At 54.2% G+C, this 15,248-nt stretch carries 8 protein-coding genes; 4 read left to right on the top strand and 4 right to left on the bottom strand.

The genetic code is table 11. The annotated features are described in order from the left end of the window. Positions 1-79 precede the first annotated feature (79 nt). Complete coding sequence (locus RA157_RS14670) at positions 80-3,502, bottom strand: YhdP family protein (RefSeq protein ID WP_350333876.1); 3,423 nt, start codon at positions 3,500-3,502, stop codon at positions 80-82. A gap of 229 nt (positions 3,503-3,731) precedes the next feature. Here RA157_RS14670 and bcp point away from each other — a divergent pair, with 229 nt between their 5' ends. From bcp to RA157_RS14655, 3 genes are all read left to right on the top strand, one after another. Continuing rightward, positions 3,732-4,205, top strand: a complete 474-nt coding sequence (gene bcp / locus RA157_RS14665; protein ID WP_350333875.1) for a thioredoxin-dependent thiol peroxidase — start codon at positions 3,732-3,734, stop codon at positions 4,203-4,205. Between the two features lie 15 nt (positions 4,206-4,220). Next, complete coding sequence (locus tag RA157_RS14660; protein ID WP_350333874.1) at positions 4,221-5,072, top strand: ferritin-like domain-containing protein; 852 nt, start codon at positions 4,221-4,223, stop codon at positions 5,070-5,072. Positions 5,073-5,175: 103 nt separating this feature from the next. Next, on the top strand, positions 5,176-6,441 hold the full coding sequence (locus tag RA157_RS14655) for a peptidoglycan DD-metalloendopeptidase family protein (RefSeq protein ID WP_350333873.1): 1,266 nt from the start codon (positions 5,176-5,178) through the stop codon (positions 6,439-6,441). A gap of 47 nt (positions 6,442-6,488) precedes the next feature. Here RA157_RS14655 and prfB read toward each other — a convergent pair. From prfB to RA157_RS14640, 3 genes are all read right to left on the bottom strand, one after another. Further along, a protein-coding gene (gene prfB, locus RA157_RS14650) for a peptide chain release factor 2 (RefSeq protein ID WP_350333872.1) occupies positions 6,489-7,617 on the bottom strand; the annotation gives its coding sequence in 2 pieces (ribosomal slippage) (positions 6,489-7,547 and positions 7,549-7,617; 1,128 coding nt in all). A 241-nt stretch (positions 7,618-7,858) separates the two neighbouring features. After that, positions 7,859-10,327, bottom strand: a complete 2,469-nt coding sequence (locus RA157_RS14645) for a penicillin-binding protein 1A (protein ID WP_350333871.1) — start codon at positions 10,325-10,327, stop codon at positions 7,859-7,861. Positions 10,328-10,549: 222 nt separating this feature from the next. Then, on the bottom strand, positions 10,550-11,713 hold the full coding sequence (locus RA157_RS14640; protein WP_350333870.1) for an N-acetylmuramoyl-L-alanine amidase: 1,164 nt from the start codon (positions 11,711-11,713) through the stop codon (positions 10,550-10,552). 676 nt (positions 11,714-12,389) lie between these two features. On the opposite strand from RA157_RS14640, the gene RA157_RS14635 reads away from it, so the two are divergent. After that, complete coding sequence (locus RA157_RS14635) at positions 12,390-14,957, top strand: Rne/Rng family ribonuclease (RefSeq protein ID WP_350333869.1); 2,568 nt, start codon at positions 12,390-12,392, stop codon at positions 14,955-14,957. Positions 14,958-15,248: the final 291 nt, after the last annotated feature.

Raw genomic sequence — 15,248 nt, 5'->3', positions numbered from 1 at the left:
AAATATACCGATAAAGCAATGCCCTCGCCTGACCATTCAGACGAGGGCTATTCTTTGCTAAGCCTTGTAAGAAACGGACCTATCGGTTACGGACAGTCGAGTTTGGCTTGACAGTCCGGGGGCTCGTGATCTCAGAGTTGTTGCTGAACTCAAAGATGGATCGGAAGATGCCAGGCGCTACGGCCGAGACCGGATTAATCGCCAGCTGCGGTTCATCGAACGGTCCCGCCAGGCGATACGTGACACCAACCAAGCCTTCGCCCTTTCTGTTTCCCAGAAGGCGCCCGACGATCGGGACCTGCTGAAAGAGATTGTTCAGCCCGAAGATCGGCACATAGGTGCCGGTCAGATTGAGGTTTCGTTCAGCCAGATTGATCTGCCCGGAAAGTGTCGCACCCACGACCGGTCCCGAAACCCGTCCTTTACGGACCGCGACCCTGTCACCATCCTTGGTAAAGGTGGCTGTCATCCGCTTGAATTCAATTGCACCGCTATTTTCAAGCTCGCGAGCAGCCTGTACGACGCGACGCTGATCCGCATTCTGTAATGACTTTGTCGTTTCAGCCAGTTTGGAAGCCGCAACGCTGTCTCTGAGAAGAAAGTCTCTGATCTCAAAGCCACCCTGTTCTTGTGCTGATTGAGAGTTTCGCACGGAATTAAAGCTCAGAACACCACCGGACAGATCGTCATAGATACCCATATAACGCAGCAAAGCGCCTGCATCCCGCGTTGTGATGTCAAGCTGACGCTCGGGACCGTTCTTGGAAGTGCTGATATTCAACGGGGTACTATCGCCAATGAGAGCTGACATCTCGATGGATGACAGACCAAATGGACGGAGACGGGATTTGCCCTTTACATCGCGTGCCACCCGGCCTTTCTGACCAATGACCCGGTTCAGATCAATGGCAAGATCTATGAATTCGAACTCATCCGTCTTGCTGCTTTGCCGGTCAGCATCTTCGGATTGGGAACTCTTTCTCAAAAGCCCCCGTATATCGAGCTGATCACCTCGGATCGAAACTTTGTATTGCCCACCTGCTGTTGCGGTCAGATCGATATCGAATTTATCTCCCTTTCTAAGCCGCACGTTCTTCAAAGTGAGTTTTCTCAAGCGGTTTTGTTTGTCCAGTTCCGCATGGCCAGCAATGCGAAATCCATCCCCCTGTAGAACCAGTTTGTTTATCTCAGATATTTTTGACCGCTTCACCAGTTCGAAGCTGGCTCTGGCTGGTACACCTGCCCCTTTTGACCAACCAAGCTCGGGAATGCTCAGAACAGATGAAGAGAGATCAACATCTATCTGCTGGACATCGCCAGACCTTGAAGAGTCGTTCACTACCTTCATCGTGATCGGACCCTGAACACGATCACCGAAATAAAGACCAGCCTTACGGCGTTCTGCATCTGTGAGTCGCACTTCGAGCTGCGACTTGGCAACGTTCGAGGCCAGTTCTCCAAATTCCTGAACCACATCAACATTCGCCGCCAGGCCATCAACACTCGCCTGCCCTTGCACGGACAGTTCTGAATTGTCGACCTCCACATTGAGAGCACCATTCCTGACCGCATGACCGTTGATTTTCGATTCACTTGAGAACTGATCAAGCTTCAAACGCAGCGAATAACGGACATCTTCAAGAGCAGCGTCCTTGGCAAGAGGCAATTCGGCCTCAAAAAACCCGGTTACAGCACCATCAATCCCTTCGGGGTCAATATCGTGTCGACGCAGGATTTTGAGGGCCTCTGAGTCAAGGATCTGAGCAAGAGCCTGCGCGCTTCCTGTGGCCTCAAGACCGAGACTGCCCATGATCGGCTGGGCATCCAGATCAGGAATTGTGAAGGTCGCGCCATTGACATTCAGGGTATGCCGTCCTTCGCCACTTATCCCACTACGGACCACGATGCTTGCTGTCTTGCCGGTCACATCAATCGTGCCATCAACCTCCCGGATAACAGGCATGCCGGTCAATGGTGTAAGGCTCGCGTTGATAATATCAAAGCGCCCATCCAGCGCTTCATCTGGAATGATAACCTTGCCCTTCTTGGCATTCTTGAGGTTTTCCAGCGGGATCACAGCCTGCAAACGGGCTTCGGTTACCTTTCCGCGCTCCATACGCTGTATAATCCAGCGCCGCGTGTTCGGAGCAATAAAGGCTGGCCACATCTGTTTGACGGCACTGATATCTGCATCTCGAATAGTCGTTGCAAGCGAAATAGCTGGTAAATCTCCTGAAAAGGTGACCGATCCTGCTGCATCAATCTGCGCATTGACTGTCTTGACCCGAACTGAATTGAAATCAACCTGACCGTTCACCGGATCAACCTGCCCCTCAATAGCAACATCCGGAATCCACAATGGCGGCAGCTTTACATCCTGCGGCCCCACAGAAGCCTGCCGCGCGCCCAATGCAAACCTGACAGGTTCGTGCATCTCTTCAGGCCAGACAATTGATCCACGAAATCGGGCCAGATTGCGCCCGGCTCGAATATCAGCATGTTGGATAATCAGGGCTCTGCGTTTTTCGTCCCATTCAAACTGACCCGCCAACCCGTCACGGAAGGTAATTTCATTGTCTTTGACGATGACATGACTGGTTGCAGCGCTGGTGCGGACCGCAAAGTGCCTGACCGGTTCATCTCTCTTACGCCTGGTATTCAGACGCAGATAGACCGGAGCCGCCATTTCCGGCGAAACAGAAACCGCAAATTTCTCATGGTTCCCCAGAATATCAATAGCTGTCAGATCACTCACTGACGCGCGCAGGTTCCGAAAACCTGCTCCCTCGCCTCCACCATCAGACATCTGGGCCGCGATACGCCAGCGCCCTACAAAGCCATTTGCCATGACAGAGAAACGCGTCTCTGCTTCTGACAGGAGCAGGCTGGAATCCACTTCGGAAAACCGGTTTTTCCAACCGCTTTTGCTGTTCGACAGATCAAAGGTCCAACGCTCAAGTTCCAGCGCCTCTATCCCCAATTCACGGCCGTCTCTTTCCGCACCTTCCAGAGCATCAAAGAGCATCGTAACGAGATGATCCGGACGAACAGGGAGCGGTTTGCTGATCGTTTCTGTGTTCGGCTGGTTGTCTTTGTCAAACTGCGCCAGATCCAGGGACAAATGTCCGGCTTCAACAACAGCACTGTCGATCCGGATCTTGCGTGTCAGAATGTCCGGCATACTGAGCGATGTCGCAAAACTCGGAACTTTCAGCCAGTCACCTGTCTCACTTCGAATGATCAGTCCTCGTATAGACAAATCACCTGTCAGCCTTCCGTTCCAGAGGAAGTCAGCTTTATCTATTTCTATAGAATAACCATCCGGCAGATAGCCCTTTGCCAATCCGGCCAGATTGTCCTGAATATCATCAATCTCAATCGGAGAAACTCTGGCACTGATAACAATGCCACCGCCGATTAACGACAGGACCAGCAGGCAAAGACCCGTAATCTTGAGGGCTTTCAACCAGGCTTTCCTTGGTGCTTGACCTGATTGTTCCACTGTCGCTCCAATGGTTCCGGACTGTGACCGGGCATGCGGGTTTCGATTCGCCCAAATACTCTTCTGCAGTATGCCTCAGCACAGCATTTGATGCAGTAGAATAGGATGGGACTCATCCGTTTTGAACACAGCCTCGTAGCAAACAGCAAGGTCTGTTCAAGACGATTGCACACCTGTGCTGCATATGGTTCAACTCTCAAAATAAGGCGAAAAAAGGCTGAATTGATCAATGTCTGATATTTTGACTGAAGGTAGTGAAGCCCCATTGTTCGAATTACCTGCAGATCGCGGAGAAATCCTATCTCTGAACGACCATTTCGGCAAACCGATTGTGGTGTATTTTTACCCGAAAGATGACACGCCGGGCTGCACAAAGGAAGCAATTGCCTTCACCGAGCATAAGGCTGCTTTCGACAAGCTGGGCGTCAAGATCGTCGGCATTTCTCCCGATACCGTCAAGAAACATGACAAGTTCAGAGACAAGTATGACTTAGGGATCAGTCTTGCCTCTGATGAAGACAAAGCCGTAGCGATGGCATATGGCGTCTGGGTGGAGAAAAAGATGTACGGTCGCACCTATATGGGCATAGAGCGGTCTACCTTTCTCATCGACAGTACGGGCAAACTGGCTCGAATCTGGCGAAAAGTAAAAGTCCCCGGTCATGTAGAGGCTGTTTTAAGCGCCGCAGAAGAGCTGTCCTGAATTGTGACCCGTCGCATGCAGTCTGAAAATACGTCCTCCGCAACGAACCCTGCCTTTTCCAACCTCTATGAGGCATCTGCCGCAATTGTCAGGGAAGCTGATACCGGTCGCAAATGCGCCCTGGCAATCCGCACGGCGGAGGCCTGGTTCAATGGAAAACTGTCTCTCGGGGGCCGTTCTATCTCCATGGGCATGCCTTCCCGCCCCGGACGACCGGATCAACCGGTCCTCCTTCCGCCTCGCGATATGCCGAAACGATCGACGGGTGCATCGGGGAAACTGGCGCTTATCCACTCGCTTGCCCATATTGAACTCAACGCTGTTGATCTCACCTGGGACATGATCGGGCGTTTTAACGGCACACCGATGCCCCGGTCCTTTTATGATGACTTTGTACAGGTGGGTTGGGAGGAAGCCCGGCATTTCCTGATGATTGAGAACCGCCTGAATGAGCTGGGCTCTCACTATGGGGCCATGCCTGCTCATGATGGTCTCTGGGAAGCAGCGCAGAGTACCGAAGGATCACTCATAGCCCGCCTGGCCATTATCCCGCTTGTTCTTGAAGCCCGGGGCCTGGATATCACCCCACCCCTTCTTGAGAAGATGCAGCAGGCCGGTGACCATGAGACCGCCAATTGCCTTTCTGTCATCTATGAGGATGAGAAGAAGCACGTCGCTTTTGGAGCGAAATGGTTCCGTTTCATGTGTGATCGCGCCCGCCTACGCCCTGAACCTCTGTTTCATGACCTTGTCAAAAAGCATTTTCGAGGTGGCCTGAAACCACCTTTCAATGATCGGGCCCGCTCAGAGGCAGGTTTGACGCCCGGATTCTATAAACCCTTGGTTATCCTGACAAACCGTGCCTGATCAAAAGAGCGATTTTTAAGAATTATTAACCCTAATCACCGCCTAATAATGATGCAGATTCTCTGGATTTGCACCGTGTTCAGTAGATTAAGTGTTAGGCGTGATGGTTAATCAGCACAAGCAACAGCGTCGTGAATTCGGGCGGCGGAAAGAGCCTCATCGAATTATCATTGCGAAAGGTGATCATGTGCGCAGTTACACGGTCAGACCGTGGCTGGCCTCGACACTTGTCAGCGCAGTTTTGCTGTTTTCCTTTGGCTACATTTCCGCAACAGGCTACCTGGTTTACCGGGATCAGATCCTGTCTGGTTCTGTTCTTGAAAAGAACCAGCTGCGCCAGGCTTATGAAGACCGCATTGCTGATCTGAGACGTGAGATCGACCAGATCACCAGCCGTCAAATGGTCCAGAGAAGGACACTGGAAACGCGCATCGAGGGTCTCCAAGACCGCCAGAACAAGCTGATGAGCCGCCAGTCTGAAGTTGATGCATTGGTCAACAAGGCCAGCCAGCAGGATGTGACACTTGTTTTCCCACCGCTTCCGGAAACGCGTCCGGAGCTTCCATCCTCTGATGAGACCATTGGCCTGCGCCGGTCCTCCTCTCTGTTTCTGGATGACCAGCCGTCTCCCCTCGCCGGGGTTGACCTGAGACGGAACAGAGAGCTGGCATCAATCGGCACTCTTTACCAATCGCTCGAGACAATGGAAAGCCGCCAGAACTCAACAATTGATGCTCTAATGCGCGGCGCGACCAGTGAGATGAAAACCCTGCAGCGGACGGTTGCCGCCGCCGGGGTTTCATCCCTGATGTCTTCGTTACCCAAGATTTCGACCGGTACCGGTAATGTGGGTGGGCCCTATGAGCCTCTTCGTATGAATGACCTGCCGTTCCAGGATCGGCTGGCCATCCTGCAGGACACATTGAACAAGCTGGATATATCCCGCCGGGAAGTTGCGCGGATGCCGTTTCGTGCGCCACTCAAGAATGGACAGGTTACCAGCCGTTTTGGCCCCCGTATTGATCCTTTCCTGAAGCGTCCAGCCATGCATTCAGGCATCGACTACAGATCGTCCTATGGGACCCCTATCCGCACAACAGGTAGCGGCGTGGTTACAAAAGCGGAGCGAATGGGTGGTTATGGCCTGGTGGTTGAGGTCAGCCACGGTCACGGACTGTCTACCCGTTATGCTCATATGAGTCTGATCAAGGTGAAATTGGGACAATCAGTTGAAGCCGGGGATGTCATTGGCAAGGTCGGCTCAAGCGGGCGGTCAACCGGGCCTCATCTTCACTATGAAACCAGATTGCAGGGCAAGGCCCGAAACCCTTCAACCTTCATTGAAGTTGGTCGCAAGCTGAAGCTTTAAAGAAACCCTGATTCAGATGAAAAAGGCCGGGAAATCCCGGCCTTTTCCTATTCCATATCGTCTGTCACTTCATCGCCACCGAAGACCCGGTGGGCCAGAGCCGCTTCCATATACGGATCTAGTGCGCCATCCAGAACGTCACCCGGGCTGGTGCTCTCAACCCCGGTTCGAAGGTCTTTCACGAGCTGATAAGGCTGCAGAACATATGAGCGGATCTGATGCCCCCAACCGATATCGGTTTTGGCAGCCGCTTCTGCATTGGCCTGATCTTCCCGCTTCTGCAGCTCGAGTTCATAAAGACGGGCTTTCAGCATCGACCACGCAGAGGCGCGGTTCTTATGCTGTGAGCGCTCGTTCTGACACTGCACTACAATACCGGTAGGCTGATGGGTAATACGGACAGCAGAATCTGTCGTATTGACGTGCTGACCACCGGCACCAGATGCCCGGTAGGTATCAATCCGGCAATCTGATTCATTGATTTCAATATCGATTGAATCATCAATCACCGGGTAAACCCAGACAGAGGAAAACGATGTATGGCGGCGCGCCTGGCTGTCAAACGGCGAGATCCGGACCAGCCGGTGCACACCGGATTCGGTCTTGCTCCAGCCATAGGCATTCTCACCCTTGATCAGCAAGGTTGCCGACTTGATACCCGCTTCTTCGCCATCACTGACTTCCATGACTTCAACCTTGAAGCCACGTTTTTCCGCCCAGCGCGTGTACATGCGCAGCATCATGGATGCCCAGTCCTGGCTCTCTGTTCCACCAGCACCGGCATGAATCTCAAGATAGGTATCGTTCTCATCCGCTTCGCCAGAGAGAAGCGTATCAATCTGCCTGCGGGCCAGATCTTCCTTGAGTTGGGTCAGAGCCTTCTCGGCGTCCTCGATGACTTCCTTGTCATCTTCCATTTCGCCAAGCTCAATGAGATCGATATTGTCAGCCAGATCCTGTTCGATTGATTTGATCGTGCTGATCTGACTTTCGAGCCGCTGGCGTTCGCGCATCATCTTCTGAGCCTCTGTGGGATTGTTCCACAGGTCCGGGTCTTCTGCACGGGCATTCAGTTCATCAAGGCGCTTCAGTGACTGATCCCAGTCAAAGATGCCTCCTCAGCAGGGATAGGGCCTGCTTGATTTCGTCGATATAGGACTGTGTTTCAGCACGCATTGCGCCTGCATCCTCGTTCTGTTTCTTGATATTGGAACCTGATGAATATCAGATTCTCCCAAGGTAGGTTGGGCAACCTATCCCCCTGCTTCATCTCTGTAAAGGAGTGTTTCGCCAGCTGTGAGTATGGAGTCTTGACCCTGGAGCAAGTTGCGTTGAGCGGACTTCACACAACACGCTCCATATTTTGCTGAAGCGAGTTGTTTTCGCCAAACCGGTTCCCACTTTGGCGCAACACGCTTTAGTACAAACCGCCAGTTCCGGACCCGAGCGCTCTGTCTGATTCCGGATCGACCACAAGCGGACGGCCCATCTCGTCAGTGAACCCTATGACGGAATAGGAGTCCGGCGGGGTTGTTCCAGGCTTGAACGCTTCCATAATCACACCGCCTTCGCCCGGAGACGCTTTAAGCCCCGTACGGCGGTTGATCGGGATCAGTGACAGGCCTTCCGGCACAGCAAATGGTACAGCAGGCTGTTCCTTGAGCGCATCCTGCATGAACTTGGTGAAAATAGGAGCCGCAAGCTGCCCACCCGTTGAACCACGTCCCATTGCGCGCGGCTGGTCATAGCCAATAAAGACACCAACAGCCATGTCGGGAGAGAAGCCGACGAACCAGGCGTCTTTCTCATCGTTGGTCGTTCCTGTCTTGCCTGCAATCGGCTTTCCAACTTCCTTGACGACCGGAGCGGTTCCACGCAGCACCACACCTTCCATCATGGAAGTGATCTGATAGGCGGTCATCGGATCAAGGATCTGCTCACGCTCGTCGACAATCTCCGGCTCAGCCTGGTCAGCCCAGCCTTCTGTGCTGCAGGCATCACATGTGCGTTCATCATGCCGATAGATGGTACGACCGTAACGATCCTGAATACGGTCAATCAGGGTCGCCTTCACCTTACGACCACCATTGGCCAGGATGGAGTAAGCGGTCGTCATCCGCAGAACAGTGGTCTCGCCAGCACCCAGCGACATGGACAGAACCGGCTGCATATTGTCGTAGATACCGAAGCGCCTTGCATATTCCGCCACAAGCGGCATGCCCATATCCTTGGCCAATCGCACAGTCATCACGTTACGGGACCGTTCGATACCGAGGCGCAGCGTTGATGGTCCATAGAACTTGCCACCATAGTTCTGCGGTCGCCAGACATCGTTACGACCACCCTGTTCGATCTCGATTGGGGCATCCATCACAACACTTGACGGCGAATAACCATTGTCGAGTGCCGCCGCATAGACAAACGGTTTGAAGGACGATCCTGGCTGTCTGTAAGCCTGCGTTGCGCGATTGAACTGGCTCTGATCGAAAGAGAAGCCGCCCACCATCGCCTTGACGCGACCGGTATAAGGATCCATGGCAACCAGAGCGCCGGAGATTTTCGGGATCTGCTGCAGCTCGAACGCAGATGCACCTGCTTCGCCACCTTTCACCGAAACGTAGATGATATCACCCACAGAGAGAACATCTCCCGGGCGGCGGATAGCGCGGCCCTTGCGGTCTCCCGTGGCCCATTTGGCCCATTTCAGATCAGCAAGACCGATAACACCAAGCGGCCTCTGATCAGACAGCTCACCAGATGCAAGTGTCTCCGGCCTGATACCGACGGTTGCCTGGGCATCATCCACTTTCAGGACAATGGCCGTTTTCCATTCCGGAACATCAGAGTGCCGTTTGATATCCTTGAGCGCCTGTGCCCAGTCAGTCTCCACAGCAACGGTTTTAACCGGTCCGCGCCAGCCGCGGCGACGGTCAAAAGCAATCAGGCCGTCAATCAGGGCACGGCGCGCCATCACCTGAAGATTGGGATCAAGTGTTGTCCTGACCGACAGACCGCCCTTGTAGAGGCGATCCTCGCTATACATGTCGATCAGAGTCCGGCGCACTTCCTCGGCGAAATATTCAGAAGCAAACAGCCGCGCACCGCGCGCACGCAATGTTACACCCAGCTGAGTTGCCTTGGCTGCATCTGCCTCTTCAACGGAGATATGACCGTTTTCAAGCATCCGGTCGATAACCCAGTTCCGCCGCTCTATGGCTCGTTCTGTCTGACGGAACGGATGATAGTTTGACGGAGCTTTGGGCAGAGCACCCAGATAGGCCGCTTCAGCCACGGTCAGTTCATGCACGGACTTGTCGAAATAATTGAGTGCGGCACCCGCAACCCCGTAGGATCCGGCCCCAAGGAAAATCTCGTTCAGATAGAGTTCGAGAATCTGTTCCTTGTTAAACGCCTGCTCAATGCGCATGGACAGGATGGCTTCCTTGATCTTGCGCTCGTAGCTGCGTTCATTGGTCAGAAGAAAGTTCTTCGCCACCTGCTGGGTAATTGTGGACGCACCGACCAGTCTGCGGCCTGTTCCCAAATTCTGGAAGTTGGTCACGACCGCACGCATGATACCAAAGACATCAATGCCCGGGTGCTCATAGAAATTCTTGTCTTCTGCTGACAGGAAAGCCTGTTTGACGCGCTCGGGAATAGCCTGGGCCGGAAGATAAAGCCGACGCTCGTGGGCATATTCAGCGATCAGCTGCCCGTCATCAGCGTGCACGCGGGTGGTGACTGGCGGCTCATAATTGCGCAGCACTTCGTAGTCGGGCAGATCCTTGGTGTACTGGTAGAGGAAAATTCCCACGGCACCGGCACCAACAATGGCCAGAACCGTACCCAGTGTGAAAAAGAAACCCAGAAGTCTAAGAACACCCATTATTCAATCAGGCTCCGATCTCGCCCGGCGGTCATCCGTCAGTCTGTTTAGTCAACCTGCTGCAATCTTAGCAGGATCAGCTTGTCGCGCTCTATGTCACGCAGAGGGGCAGCTTGCAAGCCACTCATTGGTCACGTTCACCGACAAGGCGGCAATTGTAAGGCGATTCTGCCATTTTTGCTGTCACGTTGTTGTATACTTTGCAGCATATGGACTATCTGCTCAGTTTGCATTCAGCAAACGTGGTCCAAAGAAGGACGTAATCGCATTCTGAACAGCGTCCGCGGTGCGATCCTTCCACCCTTTACTGACCAGCAGTTTGGCGTCTTTGTTGTTCGACATATAGCCGAGTTCCAGCAGAACGGACGGAATGTCATGAGCGCGCAGGACACGGAATCCGGCTGAGCGAATCGGATTCTTGTTTAGCCGCGCTGTTGTCTTCAGCTCTCCAACCAGTGTCTGGGCGAAGGCGATAGAGAAATTCCGTGTTTCTCGGCGGGCAAGGTCAATCAGAATGTCCGCAACTTCATCTGTGCTTTCATCAAGCTCAATCCCCGCAAGAATCTCGGACAGAGCCTCCTGATCGGCGAGTTCCTGGGCCGTGGCGTCTGATGCCCGTTCCGACAGTCTGTAGACGGATGCGCCCCTCACGTAACTCTGCGAAACACTGTCTGCGTGGATCGAGAGAAAGAGATCGGCCTTATGATCCCGGGCGAATTTGACCCGCTGGCTGAGAGAGACAAAGACATCGGATTCGCGGGTCATCATCACGTCAAAATATTTCGATTCTGACAGCTTTTCCTTCAGGAGCTTGGCGAAGCTGAGCACCACGGTCTTCTCAACGGCTCCTGTTGAAGAGGCCGCACCTGTATCAATGCCGCCATGCCCCGGATCAAGAACGATCAGGTATTTGCCCGTACGCGGCTTGATATCCGCTGTGTCCAGACGATCAGCTTTTGTCAGAGGTGCCGGTTCACCATCGACAGAGACAGTCCGTAGGTCATTGACAGATTTCAGGAACGTCTCCCGGTCCGTTTTCACCAGATCGAGTACAAGCCGTGCCGGCTGGTTCTCGGTTGGTGGCAGGACAAAGGACTTCTCAACAAGAACCGGCGCTTTTACGTCCAGCACGATACGGGAACTGCCGAGGACAAAAGCGCCGAACCGGAACGACCCGATCAACCCGCGCCCCTCCCGGCTCTCTTCCACTGGAATGGCGAACCGTAGCTGTGGCAGATCAACCACCACTCTATACGGGTTGGCCAGGGTTTTTATCTGAGCTGGAACTTCTGATGTGAGGTCGACCACAAACCGCGTCCGTTTGTCATCTCCGGCAATACGCGCGCCGGTCGCAGCAGTCTGCGCCTCCGCCACACTTACAGACATGACCATCAAAAAGACGCAGACCAATCCCTTCAATGACTGGAAGACAGAAGATCTCAATTGCACATCAGGCCTCGTGTGCGGGTTGCCGCTTGAACCATTCCTGTCCTTTATGGCCAGTCCGTTTCGGTCAAATCAAGGCATAAACGCCATTTTGTTCCGGTCTTGTGTCCTGAGCCGGTTTATCTGCTTGTTTTTCAGCAATTGGACACATATTAGTAGAGAGCTTGTAAAAGAGCATTTGTGACGATTCGACCGGTCCGGCGTAAATGCGGCAATGCCTTCAAGAAAGGCGTCCCGGAAACCTTCGAGTAACGCGCAAGGCTTAAGACAGGTTTGAACATGGTCAGCTGAGGTCTTGGTTTCAAAAGAGACTGGCGGTCATGGTCAAGGATGATTTCCGTGATTGGCGGATCAGGACAGCTTCAAAGCACCGATCCGATCACGCGCGAAAGCGAATAGAGAGGTTTCGTCGAGTGGATTTCAAGCAGGATAGTCTGACACGACATCCGAAACGGCCCGCAGCAAGTCTGCCCGGGCCGATGCTGCCGCTCGCGACGAGTTTTTTATCAAATCATGACGTAAGTCAGACAAACACGGACGGTTTATCAGCCGCGCGCCGGGCTCCTGAGGGACGCCCCGCAACAGAGGGCTGCGACCGTCCCGGAGACTTTTTTCTATGGCGAATAAGATGCTTATCGACGCCGCCCACCCGGAAGAGACCCGGGTCGTCGTCGTACGGGGCAACAGAGTTGAAGAATTCGACTTTGAGGCGGAAAACAAGAAGCAACTGAGGGGCAACATCTACCTGGCGAAAGTGACCCGGGTAGAACCATCGCTACAAGCTGCTTTCGTCGATTACGGTGGAAACCGTCATGGTTTCCTGGCCTTCAGCGAGATTCATCCGGACTATTACCAGATCCCCATGGCGGACCGTCAGGCGCTGATGGATGATGACGAGTCCGGCGATGACGAGTCCGGCGATGACGAGAACGACGATACGGACGACACCGCCGAACAGGATGCAACGCCTGCAAAAGCGTCATCTGACGATGATGACGATGCAGATGGCGATGACGTCGAGATGGTCGGTGCCGAGGACGCACTTGAAGAAGTGCCGGAGCGTCGGTCCCGCAAGCCGAAGCAGTACAAGATTCAGGAAGTCATCCGCCGCCGCCAGATCCTTCTGGTGCAGGTGGTCAAGGAAGAGCGCGGCAACAAGGGTGCGGCGCTGACAACCTATCTGTCTCTTGCCGGCCGCTATTCCGTTCTGATGCCAAACACAGCCCGAGGCGGCGGCATTTCCCGCAAGATCACCAACCCGACAGATCGCAAGCGCCTGAAGAAGATCGCCTCCGAGCTGGATGTGGTCGAAGGCATGGGCGTTATTCTGCGGACGGCCGGTGCCGCGCGTACCAAAGCCGAAATCAAACGCGATTTCGAGTATCTGATGCGGCTCTGGGAGACCGTGCGCGACCTGACGCTCAAGTCAACGGCGCCTCTTCTTGTCTATGAGGAAGGCAGCCTCATCAAGCGCTCCATCCGGGATCTCTATAACAAGGATATCTCGGAAGTTCTGGTGGCCGGGGATGAAGGCTACAAGGAAGCCAAGTCCTTCATGCGCATGCTGATGCCGAGCCATGCCAAGAATGTCCAGCCATACCGGGATGAGCAGCCGATTTTCACCCGATACCGGGTTGAGCCGCAGCTTGATGCGATGTTCTCGCCACAGGTCACCCTGCCCTCCGGTGGTTATCTGGTCATCAACCAGACGGAAGCTCTGGTTGCCATCGACGTGAACTCCGGCAAGGCCACAAAAGAACATTCTATCGAAGACACGGCGCTGAAGACCAATCTTGAAGCGGCTGAGGAAGTTGCGCGTCAGCTCCGCCTCCGCGATCTTGCCGGTCTTGTGGTGATCGATTTCATCGATATGGAAGAGAAGCGCAATAACCGTGCGGTTGAGCGCAAACTCAAAGAATGCCTGAAATCAGACCGGGCCCGCATTCAGGTTGGCCGGATCTCTCATTTCGGCCTTCTGGAAATGTCCCGCCAGCGTATTCGCACCGGCGTTCTGGAAAGCAGCACGGAAGTCTGCCCGCATTGTGAGGGCAACGGCCATATCCGTGCATCTTCTTCCGTGGCTCTGCATGTTCTGCGGACAATCGAAGATACTCTTCTCCGTGGTGTCACCGCCAACATGGTGGTGAGAACTCCAACCGCTGTTGCGCTTTACATTCTCAATCAGAAGCGTCGTCATCTGATGGAGATTGAGGATCGCTTTGGCCTCACTGTTGATATCGTTGCTGATGACAGTGTCGGGAACAATCATTGCGCCCTTGAAAAAGGCACACCGCTTGAAGAACCCGTGCCACCAGCTGCAACTGTTGTTCAGCCTGATACCTTCATTGATGACATTGCTCAGGATGACAGCCAGGACGACGAACAGAAACAGGCGTCCGAAGGTGGTGGCAAGAAGCGCCGCAGACGTCGTCGGCGCAGGAAGTCTTCGTCCGGTGATCAATCCGAGCAGTCCCTGAATGCTGAAACTGATGGCGAGGAATCCGCTGAATCCAGCGATGCCTCTGCTTCGACTGAGGATCAGTCCGCCAAATCCGATGATGAGGATGAAGACGGCAATCGCGGCAAGAAACCCCGGCGGCGTGGTCGACGCGGTGGACGGCGCAATCGCAAGAAGGATTCCGAGGATTCAGTTGCAGCCTCTGATGCAGATGGCGAGACTGAGAACGGATCTGACTCCGGTACCAATACGGATGCCGGTGCAGACACAAGCACCGACACAGTTGCTTCTGAAGAAACAGCCCCAGCCGAGACCACCTCAGCGGATGCTGATGGAGCAGCGGAGGGCGCAGACAGTTCCGATGCCACATTTCGCTCCTCAGAGCCGGACACAGCAGCCAGTTCAGACGAACCGGAAAGCACCGTTGGGAACCCGGATGAGCATGCTGCAGAGGGCGAAAAATCTTCTGAAGAAGCTCCGGTAGACGCTGCGGCAGAGCAGACTGAGGCGGAAGCGGAAGCTGTTTCCGATGCTGCGCCAGTTGCTGCTGATCCTGTATCTGAAGCCGAGCAGGACGCTGACGCCCCAGTCAATGGAGCGCCAAAGGCAGAGGCTGAGGCTGAGCCAAAGGCAGCAACACCGGAACCGGAAGCCCCCCCCCAGGAGCCTGAGGCTCCAGCTGGCCCCAAACGTTCTGGCTGGTGGCAGCGACGGTCGTTTTTCTAAGGAGAATTGCGCGGGTTGACGACAAACAGCGCATCTCAGCAAAAACAGAATGCATCTCTGGTGCATCAACCAACAGCGAAGGGCAGAGCAAACACTCTGCCCTTCTTCTGTTTGCCTCCATCCCACCCACAGTCTGTCATCCCGGACAAGCAAAGCGCAGATCCGGGAACCAGAGGCGACAGGTTCAGAGTAAGCTATCTCTTTCCGGCTGGATCCCGGCTCGGGGGCCGGGATGACAATGAGGGTGTGGCAACTCTCTACCCCCCACAACACCCTCTCCCTGTCGTCCCG

Origin of the sequence: Coralliovum pocilloporae (genome assembly GCF_030845175.1) — a bacterium.
GTDB lineage: Bacteria > Pseudomonadota > Alphaproteobacteria > Rhizobiales > Cohaesibacteraceae > Coralliovum > Coralliovum pocilloporae.
The sequence above is the reverse complement of the archived record's forward strand: the minus strand, read 5'-3'. Positions and strand labels throughout refer to the sequence as shown.

Bases quoted from the DNA above. Each gene is read 5' to 3' on its own strand.
- bcp (WP_350333875.1), top strand. From the start codon at position 3,732: ATGTCTGATATTTTGACTGAAGGTAGTGAAGCCCCATTGTTCGAATTA.
- RA157_RS14660 (WP_350333874.1), top strand. From the start codon at position 4,221: ATGCAGTCTGAAAATACGTCCTCCGCAACGAACCCTGCCTTTTCCAAC.
- RA157_RS14655 (WP_350333873.1), top strand. From the start codon at position 5,176: ATGGTTAATCAGCACAAGCAACAGCGTCGTGAATTCGGGCGGCGGAAA.
- RA157_RS14645 (WP_350333871.1), bottom strand. From the start codon at position 10,327: ATGGGTGTTCTTAGACTTCTGGGTTTCTTTTTCACACTGGGTACGGTT.
- RA157_RS14640 (WP_350333870.1), bottom strand. From the start codon at position 11,713: ATGTCTGTAAGTGTGGCGGAGGCGCAGACTGCTGCGACCGGCGCGCGT.
- RA157_RS14635 (WP_350333869.1), top strand. From the start codon at position 12,390: ATGGCGAATAAGATGCTTATCGACGCCGCCCACCCGGAAGAGACCCGG.